18 protein-coding genes are annotated in these 17,748 nt (G+C 73.0%); 12 read left to right on the forward strand and 6 right to left on the reverse strand.

What is annotated here, in order from left to right; all coding sequences use genetic code 11:
• Positions 1 to 5 precede the first annotated feature (5 nt).
• From AW271_RS03860 to AW271_RS03895, 8 genes are read left to right on the forward strand one after another with little or no spacing between them, the layout of a single operon-like run.
• A complete protein-coding gene (locus tag AW271_RS03860; RefSeq protein ID WP_062331753.1) occupies positions 6 to 182 on the forward strand; it encodes an MbtH family protein in 177 nt (58 codons plus the stop codon).
• A complete protein-coding gene (locus AW271_RS03865) occupies positions 179 to 3,493 on the forward strand; it encodes a non-ribosomal peptide synthetase (protein ID WP_062331756.1) in 3,315 nt (1,104 codons plus the stop codon). Before AW271_RS03860 ends, AW271_RS03865 begins: the two co-directional genes overlap by 4 nt.
• The gene (locus tag AW271_RS03870) at positions 3,493 to 4,275 is read left to right on the forward strand and encodes an alpha/beta fold hydrolase (RefSeq protein ID WP_062331758.1); all 783 of its coding nucleotides are present in this window, start codon (positions 3,493 to 3,495) and stop codon (positions 4,273 to 4,275) included. Before AW271_RS03865 ends, AW271_RS03870 begins: the two co-directional genes overlap by 1 nt.
• On the forward strand, positions 4,272 to 5,384 hold the full coding sequence (locus AW271_RS03875) for an acyl-CoA dehydrogenase family protein (protein ID WP_062331761.1): 1,113 nt from the start codon (positions 4,272 to 4,274) through the stop codon (positions 5,382 to 5,384). Before AW271_RS03870 ends, AW271_RS03875 begins: the two co-directional genes overlap by 4 nt.
• Positions 5,381 to 6,259: an acyl-CoA dehydrogenase family protein gene (locus AW271_RS03880; protein ID WP_062331764.1), complete on the forward strand. Its 879-nt coding sequence runs from the start codon at positions 5,381 to 5,383 to the stop codon at positions 6,257 to 6,259. The genes AW271_RS03875 and AW271_RS03880 overlap by 4 nt, the downstream gene beginning before the upstream one ends.
• Positions 6,260 to 6,262: 3 nt before the next feature.
• The gene (locus AW271_RS03885) at positions 6,263 to 7,462 is read left to right on the forward strand and encodes an aspartate kinase (protein WP_062331767.1); all 1,200 of its coding nucleotides are present in this window, start codon (positions 6,263 to 6,265) and stop codon (positions 7,460 to 7,462) included.
• 16 nt (positions 7,463 to 7,478) lie between these two features.
• On the forward strand, positions 7,479 to 8,906 hold the full coding sequence (locus AW271_RS03890; protein WP_169806274.1) for an MFS transporter: 1,428 nt from the start codon (positions 7,479 to 7,481) through the stop codon (positions 8,904 to 8,906).
• Positions 8,907 to 9,464 (forward strand): CGNR zinc finger domain-containing protein, encoded by a 558-nt coding sequence (locus AW271_RS03895; RefSeq protein ID WP_062331774.1) that lies wholly within the window; start codon positions 8,907 to 8,909, stop codon positions 9,462 to 9,464. It begins immediately after the preceding gene.
• On the opposite strand, the gene AW271_RS03900 is transcribed toward AW271_RS03895, so the two are convergent.
• Both AW271_RS03900 and AW271_RS03905 read right to left on the reverse strand, forming a co-directional pair.
• A complete protein-coding gene (locus AW271_RS03900; protein ID WP_062331777.1) occupies positions 9,454 to 10,113 on the reverse strand; it encodes an alpha/beta fold hydrolase in 660 nt (219 codons plus the stop codon). The genes AW271_RS03895 and AW271_RS03900 overlap by 11 nt on opposite strands.
• 9 nt (positions 10,114 to 10,122) lie before the next feature.
• Positions 10,123 to 10,821, reverse strand: a complete 699-nt coding sequence (locus AW271_RS03905) for a hypothetical protein (protein WP_062331781.1) — start codon at positions 10,819 to 10,821, stop codon at positions 10,123 to 10,125.
• A 44-nt stretch (positions 10,822 to 10,865) separates the two neighbouring features.
• Between AW271_RS03905 and AW271_RS03910 the strand changes: the two genes are divergently transcribed.
• A complete protein-coding gene (locus tag AW271_RS03910) occupies positions 10,866 to 11,801 on the forward strand; it encodes a DUF2332 domain-containing protein (protein ID WP_062331783.1) in 936 nt (311 codons plus the stop codon).
• Positions 11,802 to 11,805: 4 nt separating this feature from the next.
• Here the strand turns inward: AW271_RS03910 and AW271_RS03915 are convergent, their stop codons facing one another.
• Complete coding sequence (locus AW271_RS03915; protein WP_062331786.1) at positions 11,806 to 12,369, reverse strand: DUF421 domain-containing protein; 564 nt, start codon at positions 12,367 to 12,369, stop codon at positions 11,806 to 11,808.
• Entirely contained in the window at positions 12,366 to 12,986 is a 621-nt protein-coding gene (locus tag AW271_RS03920) for a RibD family protein (RefSeq protein ID WP_062331788.1), read from the reverse strand. The genes AW271_RS03915 and AW271_RS03920 overlap by 4 nt, the downstream gene beginning before the upstream one ends.
• A 64-nt stretch (positions 12,987 to 13,050) precedes the next feature.
• Here AW271_RS03920 and AW271_RS03925 point away from each other — a divergent pair, with 64 nt between their 5' ends.
• Positions 13,051 to 13,560 (forward strand): GNAT family N-acetyltransferase, encoded by a 510-nt coding sequence (locus tag AW271_RS03925; RefSeq protein ID WP_062331791.1) that lies wholly within the window; start codon positions 13,051 to 13,053, stop codon positions 13,558 to 13,560.
• Here AW271_RS03925 and AW271_RS03930 read toward each other — a convergent pair.
• On the reverse strand, positions 13,547 to 14,158 hold the full coding sequence (locus tag AW271_RS03930) for an FMN reductase (protein WP_062331801.1): 612 nt from the start codon (positions 14,156 to 14,158) through the stop codon (positions 13,547 to 13,549). The two genes, AW271_RS03925 and AW271_RS03930, sit on opposite strands and share 14 nt — an antisense overlap.
• 9 nt (positions 14,159 to 14,167) lie before the next feature.
• The gene (locus AW271_RS03935; protein ID WP_062331804.1) at positions 14,168 to 15,259 is read right to left on the reverse strand and encodes an LLM class flavin-dependent oxidoreductase; all 1,092 of its coding nucleotides are present in this window, start codon (positions 15,257 to 15,259) and stop codon (positions 14,168 to 14,170) included.
• 93 nt (positions 15,260 to 15,352) lie between these two features.
• Here AW271_RS03935 and AW271_RS03940 point away from each other — a divergent pair, with 93 nt between their 5' ends.
• The gene (locus tag AW271_RS03940; RefSeq protein WP_083976037.1) at positions 15,353 to 16,045 is read left to right on the forward strand and encodes an HAD family hydrolase; all 693 of its coding nucleotides are present in this window, start codon (positions 15,353 to 15,355) and stop codon (positions 16,043 to 16,045) included.
• A gap of 46 nt (positions 16,046 to 16,091) precedes the next feature.
• Positions 16,092 to 17,732 carry a phosphoglucomutase (alpha-D-glucose-1,6-bisphosphate-dependent) gene (pgm, locus tag AW271_RS03945; RefSeq protein WP_062331810.1) on the forward strand — a complete coding sequence of 547 codons (1,641 nt, stop codon included), beginning with the start codon at positions 16,092 to 16,094 and terminating at the stop codon, positions 17,730 to 17,732.
• The last annotated feature ends 16 nt before the right edge of the window (positions 17,733 to 17,748 follow it).

Genomic DNA, 17,748 nt, shown 5'->3' on the forward strand with positions numbered 1-17,748 from the left:
GCGCAATGGAAGAGCAGTTCGCCGTGGTGATCAACCACGAGGAGCAGTACTCAATATGGCCCGCCGGCCGCGAGATCCCGAACGGCTGGCGCGCGGCCGGATTCGAAGGCGGCAAGGACGAGTGCCTGGCGCACATCGCGAGCGTGTGGACGGATCTGCGACCGCTGAGCGTCCGACGGTGAAGGAGGAGAAGGAGACCATGTCCACGCCCGAAGAGCGCAACGTCGGCGACATCAAGCGCGCCCTACTGGAGCGGAAGGTCCGCCAGCGGGTGGCCGAGAAGGCCGAACGCGAGAAGATCGTCCCGGTTCCGCGCACCGGCAAGATGGCCATCGCGGAGCAGCAGCGATTCCTGTGGTTCCTGCACCAGATGGTGGCCGGCGCCCCCGTCTACAACGTCCCGTTCGCGATGCGCCTGCGCGGCCCGCTCGACGTCGACGCGCTCTCGCGGGCGCTGCGCGGCATCGTGACCCGCCACGAGAGCCTGCGTACCCGGTTCGGCGACGAGCACGGCGTGCCGTTCCAGACCGTCGACCCGCCGCCCGAGAAGTGGGACCTGCCGGTCACCGACGGGACCGAGGCCGGGATCCAGGAGTGGATCGACGGCCAGGTGCGCGAGGAGTTCGACCTGCGCAACCACCCGCCCTACCGGTTCGGCCTGCTGCGCCTGGGCGACGGCGACCACGTGCTGTCCATCGTCTGGCACCACATCGTCATCGACGGATGGTCCTCGCGCCAGTTCGCCGAGGAGCTGACCGCCCGCTACGCCGACCCGGAGGGGGCGCGGTTCCCCGACCTGACCCTGCACCCCGCCGACTTCGCGGCCTGGCAGCGGCTCTGGCTGCTCAGCGAGGAACCGGCCAAGCAGATCGAGTCGTGGCGCACCGCCCTGGAGGGCATGGAGCCGCTGGAGTGGCGCGGCGACCGCGAGCGCCCGTCGGCGCCCACCGGGGCCGGCCGCATCTACGAGGGCCGCCTGCCCGACGACCTCGCCCGCGGCATCCGCGACCTGGCCCAGGCCGAGAACGTGTCCCTGCTGGCCCTGACCATGACCGGCTACCAGATCGTGATCAACCGCTACACCGGCCAGGACGACATCGCCCTCGGCTCGGTCTTCTCCGGGCGCACCCGCTCGGAGACCGAACCCATGATGGGCTTCTTCGCCAACACCGTCGCGGTCCGCGGGAACCTCGCGGGCAACCCGGTCTTCCGCGACCTCGTCCACGTCACCAACGACACCGTGCTCGACGCCATGGCCCGCCAGGACATGCCGTTCGGCCGGATGATCGAGGAACTGAGCCCCGAGCGGGTGCCCGGCCGCAACCCGCTGGTCGCGCACCTGTTCACGCTGCTGCCCGAGCCGATGATCGCGCGCTGGGAGTTCCAGGGCCTGGACGTCGAGATGCTCACCCCGCAGCCCGAGACCACCCGGTTCGACCTCACCTTCCAGATCAACGACCTGCCCGACGGCGGCCTGGGCGTGTGGATCGAGTACTCCTCCGAGTTGTTCGACCACGAGCGGGTCGAGGCCCTCGTCGAGCACTTCACCACGGTCATGGCCGACGCGCTGGCGAACCCGGCCGCCCGGATCGACGAGCTCGACCTGATGTCCAACGAGGAGTACCTGCGGGTGCTCACCGCGTGGAACCCCGAGCCCCGCGAGCGCGACGAGCGCCTGCTGCACGAGCTGGTCGCGGCCCGCGCCGCCGAGGCGCCCGACGCGGTCGCCATGCGGTTCGGCGGCGACGACCTGACCTACCGGCAGCTCGACGAGCGGTCGAACCGCCTGGCCCACACGCTCGCCGACGAGTTCAAGGTGACCGCCGGGACCGTGGCAGGGGTGCTGCTGGAGCGCGGCTTCGACCTGCCGGCCGCCGAGCTCGGCGTGCTCAAGGCGGGCGGCGCGTGGTTGCCGCTCGACCCGCAGTACCCGCCCGACCGGCTGGCCTACCAGCTCGGCGACGCCGAGGTCGCGGTGGTCGTGACGACGTCCGACCTGGCCGACAAGGTGCCCGCCGAGGTGCCGCGCATCCTGCTCGACGGCGACGCGCTCGACGGCCGCGCCGACGCGCCGCCCTCGGTGACCGTGTCGCACGAGGACACCGCGTACGTCATCTACACCTCCGGCTCCACCGGCACCCCGAAGGGCGTCATGGTGCCGCACCGCGCGGTGGTCAACTTCTGCACCGCCTTCCAGCGCATGTTCCAGGTCACGCCCGACGACCGGATCCTGCAGTTCTCCAACCCGGCCTTCGACGTGAGCGTCTCGGACGTCTTCTCGACCCTCACCGCCGGCGGCACCATCGTCGGCGCGCCGCGCGCCGAGCTGCTCGACCCCGAGTCGCTGCAGGACCTGCTCGCCCGCGAGCGGGTGACGATGGTGGACATCCCGCCCGCCGTGCTCGGGCTGCTCGACCCCGCCACCCTCGACGACCTGCGGGTCTGCTTCATCGGCATGGAGCCCTTCGGCCCCGAGCTGGTCAACAGGTGGAGCCGGCCGGGCCGCGAGTTCCACAACGGCTACGGCCCCACCGAGGTCACCGTCACCTGCGTCGACTACCTGTGCCCGCCCGAGCCCATCGAGGGCGCCCCGCCGATCGGCCGGGCGATGGACAACCAGCGCGCCTACGTCCTGGACAGGGCCCTGCGGCCGGTCCCGGTCGGCGTGCCGGGCGAGCTGCACATGGCGGGCGCCGGGCTGGCCGTCGGCTACCTCGGCCGGCCCGACCAGACCGCCGAGAAGTTCCGGCCCGACCCCTTCGCCGCCAAACCCGGCGAGCGCATGTACGCCACCGGCGACCTGGCCCGCTGGAACTCCGACGGCCAGCTGGAGTTCCTCGGCCGGGCCGACCGCCAGGTGAAGCTGCGCGGCCTGCGCGTGGAGCTCGGCGAGATCGAGCACGCCATCGAGGGCGTCGACGGCGTGCGCCAGTGTGTCGTGACCGTGCGCGACCAGGGCACGCCCTCGGCGTGGCTGGCCGCCTACGTGGTCGGCGACGTCGAGCCGGACGCCCTGCGCGAGCACCTGTCCGGGCGGCTGCCCATGCACATGGTGCCCACCGACTACGTCACGCTCGACCAGCTCCCGCTGACCCCCGCGGGGAAGGTCGACCACAAGAAGCTGCCCGACCCCCGTCCCGGCGGCGGCGCGGCCAAGGTCGAGCTGACCACCGACACCGAACGCCGCATCGCCGAGATCTGGACCGGCCTGCTCGGCCTGGAGCCCGGCAGCGTCGGCGCGCAGGACAACTTCTTCGTCCTGGGCGGCAACTCGCTGCAGGTGACCCAGATGATCTCCCGGGTGCGGGACGCCTTCCAGGTGACGCTCGACCCCCGGCGGTTGTTCAGCTACCCGCTGCTCAGCCAGTTCTCCGCCCAGGTCGACGACGCGCAGCGCGCGCTGCTCGGCGACGACGAGGTGGCCAAGCTGGAGGCGCAGGTCGCCGACCTGTCCGAGGAGGAGCTCGACCGCCTGCTGAAAGAGCAGAGCTGATGGACGCCACCCTCGAGGAGAAACGGAAGGCGCTGCTGCGCCACGAACTGCGGCGCAGACGGGAGGAGGCCCTCCGGCTGCCGCGTCCCGAACGGCGGCCGGAGTCCGCCCTGGTCCCGCTGGGCGGGGCGGGGGACCAGCCGCCGCTGTTCCTGGTGCACGCCGCCGGCGGCTCGGTCGCCCCCTACGTCGCGCTGGCCGCGGCCCTGGGCGACGACCGCCCCGTCTACGCCCTGGAGGACCCGGGCCTGCACGAGGGCGTCACCGGCGACCGCGACCTCGCCGACCTGGCCGCCCGCTACCTGGCCGAGGTCCGCGAGCTGCGGCCCTACGGCCCGCTCCACCTGGGCGGCTGGTCGGTCGGCGGCGCGGTGGCGCTGGAGATGGCCCGCCTCGACGGCGGCGCCGCGCTCACGTTCCTCCTCGACACCGGCCTCGCCGACGAGCCGTCGAGGCCCGGCGACGACGAGCTGGCCGCCTGGTTCGACGCCGACCTCGCCGCGATGGACGCGGAACTCGACGACGCCGAACGGGCCCGGCGGTTCCCGGTGTTCGCCGCGAACGTGCGCGGCCTGCTGGCCTTCCGCCCCACGCGGGTGGAGGGCCGGGTGGTGCTGCTCTGCGCCGAGGGTTGCGAGCCGGCCAGGCTCGACCGCTGGCGGCCCTACGCCGACCACGTCCAGGTGGTGGCGGGCGACCACTACACGATGCTCCAGGCGGCGCGCGCCGAGGCGCTCGCCGCCGTGATGCGCGAGAGATTCAGCGAGGTGAGTGTGCGATGACCGACTTCAGGGAGGAAGTCTGCGCGCTGCTGTGCGAGGACGCGGTACGCGCGGAGATCGCCCAGTCGCGGCGGATGCCGTACGGGCAGGAGAGCGGGCTGCTCGACGTGCACCGGCGGCTCGGCAAGCTCGGCTGGCTCGCGATCAACTGGCCCGAGCGGTACGGCGGCTCGGGGGCCACGATCGTCGAGAAGGCGATCGTCACCGAGGAGATGATCCGGCATGGCGTGCCGGAGAACGTGCACTCGCTCGGCGTCGACATCGTCGGCAACGCCATCAACCTCATGGGCACCGACGAGCAGAAGGAGCGGTACCTGCCCGGCCTGGCGCGCGGCGAGACCACGGCCAACGTGCTGTTCAGCGAGCCCGACGTCGGATCCGACCTCGGTTCCCTCGGCGCGCGCGCCGAGCCCGACGGCGACGGCTACCGGCTGACCGGCCGCAAGATCTACAACATGAAGGCGCAGCACAGCGACTTCGCGTTGTGCGCGGCCCGCACCTCGACCGGCCCGGTGAACTACGCCGGGATCACCCTGTTCCTGGTCCCGCTGCACAGCCTGGGCACCGTCATCGAGCCGGTGTGGAACCTGTCGGAGGAGCGGTTCGACCTGATCACGCTCGACGGCATCAGGATCGGCCGTGAGGACGTGCTCGGCGAGGTCGACGACGGCTGGCAGGTGCTCAACCGGGTGCTGCCGTTCGAGCGCACCGGGCTCGACCACTCCGCCAAGGCCGAACGCACGCTGGCCGCGCTGCGCGAGCACGCGCCGCCCGGCTGCGAGGAGCGCCTGGACCGGCTGGAGACCCGGGTGCGCGCGGCCCGGCTGCTGGCCTGGCGGTGCATCGCCAACCTGCACGAGGGCAAGCCCGACGAGATCCACTCGGCGACCGCCAAGTGGTACACGTCCGAGACGGCCAAGGAGGTGTCGGTGGCGGCGGTCGAACTGCTCGGCCCGCGCGCCCTGCTCGACGCGCGCGACCCCGACGCGATCGCCGACGGCGTCTTCGACGCCGTGTTCCGGGAGGCCCCGGGGCTGACGCTGGCCCAGGGCTCCTCGGAGATCATGCTCTACTTCGTCGCCACATCGAAACTGGGGTTGCCGTCATGACGACCACGATCGCCGAGTTCTTCGAAGGGGACCTGGCCCCGCTGGTCCGGCGGATGGCCGACCGCCCGCGCGGCGAGGGCGGCGACACCGACGACGACCGCCGCGAGACCCGCGCGATGGTGTGGGAGGGCCTGGTCGGCCTCGGCGCCCTCGACGGCTCCGACGCCGTGGGCCTGGCCGAACTCCTCGGCTCGGTCCTCTACCAGGGGCCGCTCCTCGACACCCTGACCGCGCGGGAGCTGTTCCCCGACCTCGGTCCCGCGCCGGTGGCGCTCGCCGAGGGTTCCTGCTCCGACCAGGACGACACGGTCACCGCCCGGTGCGACTTCGTCGGGTTCGCCGCCGAGGTCGAGCACTTCGCCGTGGTCGGCGGGGCGCGGTCGGCGCTCGTCCGGGCCGGGCATCCGTCCATCACGACGCGGCGGCACGAGGAGACCGGCCGGGGCGAGCTCTACCGGGTCGACTTCGACGGCACGCCCGTGACCGCCTGGGCCGGCCCGCTCGACTGGGCGGGCGCCCAGGTCCGGCAGGCGGCCTATCTCGTCGGCCTGGCCCAGGCGGCGCTCGACCACGCGGTCGACCACGCCAAGACGCGCCGCCAGTTCGGCCGCGCCATCGGCGCCAACCAGGCGCTCTCCTTCCGGCTCGCCGAGATGTCGATGCGCGTCGACGCGGCCCGCCTGCTGGTCCACGACCCCGGCACGGCCGCGCACGCGGCGGCCACCCTCGCCGAGACCGCCGACCTGGCCCGGACGGTCACCACCCGGACCATGCAGATCCACGGCGCGGCGGGCATGCGGTCCGACGACGACGCGCAGCTCTACTACCGCAGGGCGGCGGCCGAATCGGTCCGGCTCCCGCAGCCGCGGGGGTGACCGATGAACCTGGTGATCCAGAAGTACGGCGGCACATCACTGGGTGACGTGGACAAGATCGCTCACGCGGCGAAGCGCATCGCCGCCGCGAACGCGTCGGTGGTGGCCGTCGTCTCCGCGATGGGCGGCGCCACCGACGCCATGCTCGGCCTGGCCCGCGAGCTCACCGACAACCCGCACGCCCGGGAACTCGACCTGCTGCTCAGCACCGGCGAGCAGGCGTCCGCCGCCGCGCTCGCCATGGCGCTGCACGAGCTGGGCGTGCCGGCCCGCTCGTTCAACGCCCGCGACGGCGGCATCGTCACCGACGGCGTCCACGGCTGCGCGAGCATCGTCAACGTGCGGCCCGCGCTGATCCGCGAGTGCGTGCGGACGGGCTACGTCCCGGTGGTGACCGGGTTCCAGGGCATCGCGGCCGGGAGCGGCGAGCTGACCACGCTCAGCCGGGGCGGCTCCGACACCACCGCCGTCGCGCTGGCGGCGGCGCTGCGGGCCGACGCCTGCGAGATCCTCACCGACGTCGAGGGCGTGTTCACCGCCGATCCGCGGCACGTCGCCGACGCCCGCAAGCTCGACCGCCTCTCCTACGAGGACATGGCCGAGCTGGCCGCCGGGGGAGCCACGGTGCTGGCCCACTCCAGCGTCGCACTCGCCGGGGCGCACCGCGTGCCCGTCCACGTGCGGTCGAGCACGACCGACGGCGCGGGCACCTGGGTGACCTCGGCCCCGCCCGACGACGGGACGTTCGCCGCCGTCGGCGTCGCCCACCGGACCGGCCGGCTCCGCGGCCGCCTCGACGGGGTCGACCCGGCCGCGCTGACCACGATCGCCGCCGCGCTGGCCGACCTCCCGCTGACCGTCGACCTGCTCGACCACTTCACCGCCGCGAGCGGCTACGCGTTGCGGTTCACGGCAGACGCCGACGACCGCGACCAGATCGAGGAGCTGCTCGACGGCCTGCGCGCGGCCGGGGCCTGCACCGGCTGCCACTGGTCGCCGCCCGTGGGCACGGTGTCGCTGGTCGGCCGGGGGTTCCGGCCGCACCACCCGCAGGTGCGTCTGCTCCCCGACACGCTCCGCGCGGCCGGCGTCCGGGTGCGCGACCTGACGGTCCGTCCCCGGCGGATCTCCGTCACCTGCCCCGAGCCCGACGTCCTGAAGGCGGTGACGCGACTGCACGGCCTGTTCCTGACCCCCGGCTGAACCGAAAGGCATGGGCATGAACCTGGCGACGCACGAGAACGGACGGGCCCACGGCACGTCCCGATCACGGCGGTTCTGGCCGCTGGCCGTCATCTGCGGCACCCAGTTCCTGATCGCCGTCGACTACTCGATCATCAACGTGGCCGCCCCGAGCATCCGGGAGGGCCTCGACTTCGGCCCCGGCGGCGGCGTCGCCTGGGTGTTGTCGGCCTACCCGCTCACCTTCTGCGGCTTCCTCCTGCTCGGCGGCCGGGTCGCCGACCTCTACGGCCGCAGGCGGGTGTTCGTCTGGGGCCTGGCCGCCTTCGGCCTCGCCTCGCTCCTCGCGGGCCTGGCCTGGTCGCCGGCCGCGCTGATCGCGGGCCGCGCCCTCCAGGGGGTGGCGGCGGCGTTCATCGCCCCGGCGGGCCTGGGCCTGCTCCAGGCGACCGTCCCGGAAGGGCCGCAACGCGAACGTGCTCTGGGCGTGTACGGGGCGGCGCTGTCGGCCGGGTTCGTCTCCGGCATGGTGCTCGGCGGCATCCTCACCGAGTACGCCGGATGGCGGTCGGTCTTCCTGGTCAACGTGCCGATCGTGGTGCTCTTCGGCGTCCTTGCCATCATGCACCTGGAGGAGAGCCGCGACACGAACGCCTCCCGCCACCTCGACCTCGCCGGGGTCGTGCTGGCCGCCACCGGCATGGTCGCCTTCGTGTTCGCGCTGACCGAGGGGGAGGAGTACGGCTGGACGTCGCCCCCGATCCTGCTGGCGGCGGCCGTCGCGATCCCGGCGGCGGCCCTGTTCGTCTGGCTGGAGTCGCGCAGGCGGGACGCCCTGGTGCCGATCTCGCTCTTCCGCACCGCCGCGATCGGCCCGGCCAACCTGATCACCGTCCTGCTGATCTGCTCGTACGGCGGCATGCTCTTCATCCTCACGCTCTACCTGCAGACCCACCTCGGCCTGGGCGCGCTCGCGACCGGCCTGGCGTTCGCCCTCTCCGGCGCGGTGGCGGTCGTCACCGGGATCTACGCCGGGAAGCTGGTCGAGCGGTTCGGGCTCTACCGGGTGCTGCTGGGCGGGATCGTCGTCGAGACCGCCGGCATCGTGGTCATGGTGGGCCTGCCGGACGACCACGGGCTCACGCTCGTGCTGGTCGGCACCTCGGTGAACGCCTTCGGCCACATCCTGGCCCTGATCACGACCAGCATCGCCGGCACGAACGGCGCGGAGGAGGGCCGCCGGGCCACCGCCGGGGCGCTGATCAACGTCTCGCAGCAGCTCGGGCTGGCCGTCGGGGTCGGCGTCGTGACATCGGTGGCGGCCCACTTCGCCGCCGGGCCGGGCGGCGAGTTGTCCGGCTGGCGCTGGGCCCTGTGGTGCTCGGTCGCGTTCGCGGCGGCGGCCGCCGTCGTGACCGTCGTGCTCCGGCGACGGCTGAAGGGGGAACCAGATATAGTGGGTTAAATGGTTACTCTGACGTCTCGGGTCAGGCCACCGTGGGAGGACGCCCACTTCGTCGGCGGCCACCTGGTCCTCGACCTCACGAACACCGTCTTCGACCGGACTCTCCCGGCCGGAGAGGACGTCGAACTGCTGCGCACCCCCTCCGACGTGCTGAGCTGGTGCCTGTCGGCCGGGCTGTTCGACGAGGCGCCCGATCCCGTCGCCGGCGCCCTCGTCACGGAGACGCGGACCGTCCGCGAACAGGCCTGGGCCGTGTTCGACACGATCGCCCGGGGCGGCGCCGCGCCCGCCGGCCCCTTCGGCGCGCTGCTGGAGCGGGCCGGGAAGGGCCTGCGGGCGTCCGCCGGCTGGGCCGCGCCCGGGGCGATCCCCGCCGCGCTCGCGCTCCAGGCGGTCGAGGCGGTGTTCACCCTGCCGCCCGCCCGGATCAGGGCGTGCGGCCGGTGCGGCTGGTTGTTCCTCGACTCCTCACGCGGCGGCCGCCGCCGCTGGTGCAGCATGAGCATCTGCGGCAACCGGGAGAAGGCCCGCCGTCACCGGCAGAACCTCACGAGTTGAGGAAGGCCGCCACCTCTTTGACGAAGCCGTCGGGATCCTCGGCGTGCACGCTGTGCCCGGCGCCGAGCACCACCCGCCGCCCGTCGGGCAGCGCCGCGGTGAACGCGGCCAGCGCCTCCTGCGGCACCAGCTCGCTGTACGCCCCTCCGACGACCAGCACCGGCATGGTCAGCTCGCCCAGCCGCGCCCACCACGTGGGGTCGACCGTGCGCACCCCGGTCCTGATCAGGTCGACCACGGCCGGGTCGAAGTCGACCTCGTCGCCCAGCTCGACGTAGGGCTCGATCACCTGCGGCTCGTGGGGGGCCGGGAACGAGTCCTCCAGCACCAGCCGCCGGACCAGCCCGGGCCGCTCGCGCGCCACCAGCGTGGCGACCCGGCCGCCCATCGAGTGGCCGACCAGGTCGATCTCGGTGAGGCCGCGGGCGTCGAGGAACGCCAGGGTGTCGGCGGCCATCAGGTCGAGGGTGTAGGCGGAGTGACGGGGGCTCGCCCCGTGACCGCGCATCTCGGGGGCGATCCAGTGCCGCCCGAGGGCGGGCGCGATCTGGTCCCACGTGCCGGAGGTGCCGGTCAGGCCGTGGATCAGGACGACCGGGACGTCTCCGGGCGGCCCGCCTTCTTTCCAAGCGAGGGGTAGCGCATCCATGGCGTCACCCTACGGGCCCGGGACCGTGATCCAGATGGCGCGCGCCCGCGCGACCACCCCGTCCGCCGACAGCAGAGCCGAGGCGCTGAACGACTTGCGCCCGGACGACCCCAGCGCCCACCCCACCGCCACCAGGCGTTCCCCGGCCCGCACCCCCCGGCCGATCTCGGCCTCCAGCGTGCCGAGGAGGGCGATGACGTCGGTGCCCTGGGCGAACGGCGGATAGCCGGCGCAGTCGAGCGCCGCCCACAGGATCTCCGGCCGCACGATCCCGTTCTCGGCGACGCTCTCGTCGGGTTCGAAGGGCGAGGCGCACACGTCGGCGTCCGGGAGCCGCCCGGGGGTGACCCGCAGCCCGTCGGCCCGGCCGTGCCCGCAGACGAAGCAGCCGGTCAGCAGGTTGCCGGCGCCGATCCACGGGTGCCGGTCCCGGGCCCGCGCCGCCTCCGCGAGGTCGGGGCGCACCGGCGGGTCGAGGAATCCGGCGTCCGAGGGCCCGGCCTCCATCACCAGCGCGCCGTCGTGCAGGACGCGGACGGCCCCGCCGTCGCGCACCACGTCGAGCGGGGTCTCCAGCGGCGGCGGCCGGCGCAGGGACACCCGCGCGGGGCCGTCGACGAACGCGGCGGCCAGCCCGGCGGCGTATCCGCCGTTGGCCGTGGTGGGCGGCCCGTTGTACCGGGCCCCGATGACGATCTGCGCTGCCACGCCCCCAGTGAACCGCACCCGGGCCGCCGGGAGAGGATCCGGGTATGGACACCGCCGACGTCTACCGCGCCTTCGGCCGCCGCGAGGCCCGGGGCGCGTACCGGGAGCTCGCCGTCGCGATCGCCGCAGACCCCGCCCTGATCGCCCTCATCGACGCCCTCCCGCAGCCGAAACGGCAGCCCAACCTGGTCCTGGCCGCGGTCCGGTTCGAGGGCGGCCCGGACACCGAGGAGGGCGGCTTCCGCGCCTGGGCCAGGGAGCACTGGCCCCGCGTCGAGCGCACCGTCCTGGCCCGCCGCACCCAGACCAACGAGGCCGGCCGCTGCGCCAGCCTCTTACCCGTCCTCGCGCGCATCCCCGGCCCGCTGGCCCTCGTCGAGGTCGGCGCCTCGGCCGGCCTCTGCCTCCAGCCCGACCGCTACCGGTACGCCTACGACGCCCGCCCGGCGGTCGGCACCGGGCCGGTGACCCTCACCTGCGCGACCGAGGGCGATCCGCCGATCCCCGGCGCGCTGCCCGAGATCGCCTGGCGGGCGGGCGTCGACCTGGCCCCGATCGACGTCACCGACCCCGAGGAGCGCCGCTGGCTCGAATGCCTGGTCTGGCCCGGGGAGGACGCCCGCCGCGACCGGCTGCGCGCCGCCCTCGCCCTCGCCGCCGGAGACCCGCCCCGGCTGGTGCGCGGCGACGCCGCCGAGGCCCTGCCCGGCCTGGTCGAGGAGGCGAGGGAGCACGGCACGGTGGTCGTCTACCACTCGGCGATGTTGCCCTATCTGACCCCCGAGGCCAGGGACCGGTTCGTCGGCCTGGTCACCGGCCTGGGGGTGCGGTGGATCTCCAACGAGGGCACGATGCGCCTCCCGGGGCTGGTGATCCCCGAGGGTGTGGTCCCCGGCGACCGGCTCGTGTTCGTGACCGCCCTCGACGGCGTGCCCCAGGCGATCACCGACCCGCACGGCTCCTGGTTGCGGTGGCTCTGAGGCGTCAGGCCCGGCGGCCTTCGGCGAGCAGGGTCTCGATGCGGATCAGGCGCTCCTCCAGCCGGGCGACGTCGGCCAGGGTCGCGTTCTCCTCCTCGGGCCGGAGCCGGACCACCACGGTCCCGCCCGGTTCGAGGGTCGCCTCGGCGACGTCCTCGACCCGGGTGCCGCCCTGGCGTTTGATCGCCACGTCGAGGTCGGCGTGCCGCAGGCCGAGGCGTCTCAGGGCGCGGTCGTCGTAGCGGCCGTCGTGGGCCAGGACCGTCGGCTTGCTCTCGAACAGCCTCGCCAGCCAGCCCCACTGGGCCGCCGCCCGGGTCAGCAGCGCGTTGCCCGACACCAGCACGACCGCCCCGATGATCCCGCCGAGCAGGGAGTTGTCGGGGCCGATGATGGCGTTCTGCACGACGTTCGACAGCAGCAGCATGACCACCAGGTCGAACGTGTTGAGCTGGGCCATGTCCCGCTTCCCGACCAGCCGGAGCAGGACCACCACGCAGAGGTAGACGGCGACGGTCCGGACCACCTTGTCCAGGACCGGCACCCCGAGGGTCAGGATGTCGCTCATGCGACACGGTAACGCAGCCAGACCAGGCCCCCGCGGAAGGTGTCGCTGTCGATCAGCTGGAGCGACCGCGCCGGCGGCGGGGCCTCGCCCCACCACGGCCGGGTGCCCGCGCCCATGACCGGATGGACCAGCAGGCTGACCTCGTCGACCAGCCCCGCGGCCAGCAGCCGGCCGACCAGCCGCCCGCCGCTGACCACCCGCACCACCGCGACGCCCGGCCGCCGCCCGATCGCGCGCAGCGCCGCCGCCAGGTCGACCTGGTCGTCGCCGACGACGAGTTCGGGCACGTAGCGGCCGACGGGGCGGGGCGGGGTGGCGCGGCAGTGCAGCGCGAGCACCTCCGACCAGTGGCCGGCGGCGCGCAGCTCCTCCCACTGGGTGACCCGGGCGCGGCCGTCGACCACGGCGAGCAGCGGCCCCGGGTCACGCGTGCGGGGGCCGTGGACGAGGGTGGGGTCGAAGGCCAGCACGGAGTCGGATCCGGCCAGGGTGGCGTCCTCGTGCCAGGTGGTGCCGACGAGCTGGTGGAAGCGGGTGCGGTCGAGGGGGAACCCGTCGGTCTTCCCGTCGAGCGAAACGGCCAGGTGGGCGACCACATAGGGCGTGTCGGTCGGCATGTCACCGAGCGTAGTCGAGGGTAAACCGGTTGCCCGGGTCGGCTCGCGTGACCACACTGACCGGATGCTGATCAGACGTGAGACCCCGGGCGACGTGGCCGCGATCCGCGAGGTCGTCCGGCGGGCCTTCGCCCGGCCCGAGACGCCCGACCCGGTCGAGTCCCCGCTGGTCGACGAGCTGCGCGCGGACAAGGGCTGGATCCCGGCCCTGTCGATGGTCGCCGAGGCCGACGGCGCGGTGGCCGGTCACGTGGTCTGCACCCGCGCCGACCTCGGCGGCGCGCCCGTGCTCGGCCTCGGCCCGCTCGCGGTCGCGCCCGAGCGGCAGCGCCAGGGGGTCGGGCTGGCGCTGATGCACGCGGTCCTCGGGGCCGCCGACGCGCTCGGGGAGCCCCTCGTGGTGCTGCTGGGCAACCCCGCCTACTACTCCCGCTACGGCTTCGGCCCCGCCGCCGACCTGGGCGTCGTCTCTCCCGACCCGCAGTGGGGCCACCACTTCCAGGCGCGGACGCTGTCGGCGTACCGGGGAGAGCGGGGCGTGTTCGCCTACGCCGAGCCGTTCACCCGGTTGTGAACGGCCGCAGGGCGGCCAGCTGCTGCTCGAACGGGATGAGCGTCTCCTCGGCCGGCCGTTTGGGCGCGGCGTGGGAGAGCAGGGCGGCCAGTTCGCCCGCCGCCCGGTCGACCCGGGAGGCCAGGCCGTCGCCCGAGGCGGCGCCCCAGTCCTCCGAGGCCGCGTAGACGGCCGTCGGCACGACGACCGCGCGCAGGTAGGTGAACATCGGCCGCAGCGCGTGCTCCAGCGCCAGCGAGTGGCGGGCGGTGCCGCCGGTCGCGGCGATCAGCACCGGGGTGCCCTGCAGGGCGGTGTTGTCGAGCACGTCGAAGAACGACTTGAACAACCCGCTGTACGACGCCGTGAAGATCGGCGTGACCGCGATCAGCCCGTCGGCCCGCTCCACCGTCTCCAGCGCCTCCTTCAGCGCGGGGGAGGGGAACCCGGTCACCAGGTTGTTGGCGATGTCGACGGCCAGGCCGCGCAGCTCGACGACGCGGATCTCGGTGTTCTCCGCGGCGAGGTGGCGGCCGGCGGCCTCGGCCAGGCGGTCGGCCAGCAGCCTCGTGGAGGAGGGCTGGCTGAGCCCGGCCGAGACGACGGCGATGACGGTCATGGGGGTCTCCTAACCGGCGACGAGGGCGGCGTCTCGCTTCTGCACGAGCGCGGCGTGGGTGGGGGCCTCGGCGACGCCCTGCTTGCGGCGGGCGGCGAACTCCTTGCGCAGCACCGGCACGACCTCCTCGCCGAGAAGGTCGAGCTGCTCCAGCACGGTCTTCAGCGGCAGGCCCGCGTGGTCCATCAGGAACAGCTGGCGCTGGTAGTCGCCGAAGGAGTCGCGGAAGGTCAGCGTCTTGTCGATGACCTCCTGCGGGCTGCCGACGGTCAGCGGCGTCTGCTCGGTGAAGTCCTCCAGCGACGGGCCGTTGCCGTAGACGGGGGCCTTGTCGAAGTAGGGGCGGAACTCGCGGACCGCGTCCTGGGAGTTCTTCCGCATGAACGCCTGGCCGCCGAGGCCGACGATCGCCTGGTCGGGGGTGCCGTGCCCGTAGTAGGCGAACCGGGTGCGGTAGAGCTCGATCAGCCGGGCGAAGTGCTCCTTCGGCCAGAAGATGTTGTTGGCGAAGAAGCCGTCGCCGTAGTAGGCGGCCTGCTCGGCGATCTCCGGGCTGCGGATCGAGCCGTGCCAGACGAACGGCGGCACGCCGTCGAGCGGCCGGGGCGTCGAGGTGAAGCCCTGGAGCGGGGTGCGGAAGTTGCCCTCCCAGTCGACGACGTCCTCGCGCCACAGGCGGTGCAGCAGCGCGTAGTTCTCGATGGCCAGGGGGATGCCGTTGCGGATGTCCTGCCCGAACCACGGGTAGACCGGGCCGGTGTTGCCGCGGCCCATCATCAGGTCGACCCGGCCGTCGGCCAGGTGCTGCAGCATCGCGTAGTCCTCGGCGATCTTCACCGGGTCGTTGGTGGTGATCAGGGTGGTGGACGTCGACAGGATGAGCTTGTCGGTCCTGGCGGCGATGTACCCGAGCATCGTGGTCGGCGACGAGGGCACGAACGGCGGGTTGTGGTGCTCGCCCATGGCGAAGACGTCGAGCCCGACCTCCTCGGCCTTCAGGGCGATCGTCACCATGGCCTTGATCCGCTCGGCCTCGGTGGGGGTGGTGCCGTTCGTCGGGTCCGTGGTGACGTCACCGACGGTGAAGATCCCGAACTGCATCTCTGCTCCTTTTTTCGAGTACGCGCCCTCAAGCGCCACCGCGCGCCAACTTATTCCGCGCCGCAAGTATCTCTGTCATGGGAGGCTGTGCCAATGCGACGTACCGGACAGACCTTGATTTTCGACGCGGATGACACCCTGTGGGAGAACAACGTCTTCTTCGAGCGGGTGATCGACGACTTCCTCGACTGGGCCGCGCATCCGACGCTCGACCGGGTCCAGATCCGGCAGATCCTGAACGACATCGAGCGGGCCAACGCGGTCACCCACGGCTACGGCAGCCGGGTCTTCCTGCGCAACCTGCACGAGACCTTCGAGCGGCTCCAGGAACGCCCCGCCTCGCTCGACGAGCGGGAGCGCATCGACCGGCTGGCCGACCGCCTGGTCCGGGGCGAGGTCGACCTGATCCCGGGCGTGGCCGACACCCTGGCCGAGCTGGCGTCGCGGCACGAGTTGTTCCTGCTGACCAAGGGCGACCCGGAGGAGCAGCAGCGCAAGATCGACGCCTCGGGCCTGTCCTCCTGGTTCCGCAAGGCGCACATCGTCCGGGAGAAGGACGCCGAGGTCTACCGGCGGCTCGCGCGGGAGTCGGGCTTCGCGGTCGACCGCACCTGGATGATCGGCAACTCCCCGAAGTCGGACATCGGCCCGGCCCGCGCCGCCGGGATGGGCGCCGTGTTCATCCCCCACGAGCACACGTGGGTGCTGGAGTTCGCCGAGCTCGACCCGTCGGACGCGGGCGTGCTGACCCTCCAGCGGTTCACCGAACTCGTGGACCATTTCTGAGCCCCGGTGATCCGTTGGCGGGGCATAGTGCGGCAAACTTAGGCGTATGGTGCATCAGCGTGCTGGGCAGCCCGCGCTGCCGACCGATCTGGTCGACGTCCCCCGCCTCCTGACCAGCTACTACGCGTTGCGCCCCGACGTGGAGCAGCCGTCGCAGCGGGTCGCCTTCGGCACCTCGGGACACCGGGGTTCGTCGCTGAACACGGCGTTCAACGAGGACCACATCCTGGCCACCACCCAGGCCATCTGCGAATACCGCCGCGCGCAGGGCGTCGACGGCCCGCTGTTCCTCGGCGTCGACACCCACGCCCTCTCGGAGCCCGCGCGGGTGTCGGCCCTGGAGGTGCTGGCGGCCAACGAGGTGCGGGTGCTGATCGACGTCCACGACGGCTTCACGCCCACCCCGTCGATCTCGCACGCCATCCTGACCCACAACCGGGGCAAGACCTCGGGCCTGGCCGACGGCATCGTCGTCACCCCCTCGCACAACCCCCCGCAGGACGGCGGCTTCAAGTACAACCCGCCCAACGGCGGCCCCGCCGACACCGACGCCACCGGCTGGATCCAGAACCGCGCCAACGAGCTGATCGCCGGCGGCCTGAAGGAGGTGCGCCGCATCCCGTTCGAGCGCGCCCTGAAGGCCGACACCACCGGGCGTTACGACTTCATGGGCTCCTACGTGGCCGACCTGCCCTCGGTGGTCGACCTCGACGCGATCCGGGCCGCGGGTGTACGGATCGGCGCCGACCCCCTCGGCGGCGCGAGCGTGGCCTACTGGGGCGAGATCGCCGACCGGCACCACCTCGACCTCACCGTGGTCAACCCGCTGACCGACCCGACGTGGCGCTTCATGACGCTCGACTGGGACGGCAAGATCCGCATGGACTGCTCCTCGCCCTACGCGATGGCCTCCCTGATCGCGTCCAAGGACACGTTCGACATCGCCACGGGCAACGACGCCGACAGCGACCGCCACGGCGTCGTGACCCCCGACGGCGGCCTGCTCAACCCCAACCACTACCTGGCCGTCGCCATCTCCTACCTGTACGCCCACCGCGACGGCTGGCGGGCCGACGCGGGCGTCGGCAAGACCCTGGTCAGCAGCAGCATGATCGACCGCGTCGTGGCCGGCCTGGGCCGCCGCCTGGTCGAGGTCCCGGTGGGCTTCAAGTGGTTCGTCCCCGGCCTGCTCGACGGCTCGCTCGGCTTCGGCGGCGAGGAGAGCGCGGGCGCGTCCTTCCTGCGCCGCGACGGCCACGTCTGGACGACCGACAAGGACGGCCTCATCCTGGCGCTGCTCGCCTCGGAGATCACCGCCGTGACCGGCAAGTCGCCCAGCGCCCACTACCGCGACCTGACCGAACGTTTCGGCGACCCCGCCTACGCCCGGGTCGACGCCCCCGCGTCACGCGAGGAGAAGGCGGTGCTGGCCAAGCTCTCGGCCGGTCAGGTGAGCGCCGACAGCCTGGCGGGCGAGCCGATCACCAACGTGCTGACCCACGCCCCGGGCAACGGCGCGGCCCTGGGCGGCCTGAAGGTCGAGACGGCCAACGCGTGGTTCGCGGCCCGGCCGTCGGGGACCGAGGACGTCTACAAGATCTACGCCGAGTCGTTCCTCGGGCCGGAGCACCTAGCCGAGGTTCAGCAGGAGGCAAAGACTGTGGTCTCGGCGGCACTCACCGCCTGAAAATCACCATAAAGGC

The organism is Herbidospora sakaeratensis, assembly GCF_001570525.1.
In the GTDB taxonomy this organism is placed as follows: Bacteria; Actinomycetota; Actinomycetes; order Streptosporangiales; family Streptosporangiaceae; genus Herbidospora; species Herbidospora sakaeratensis.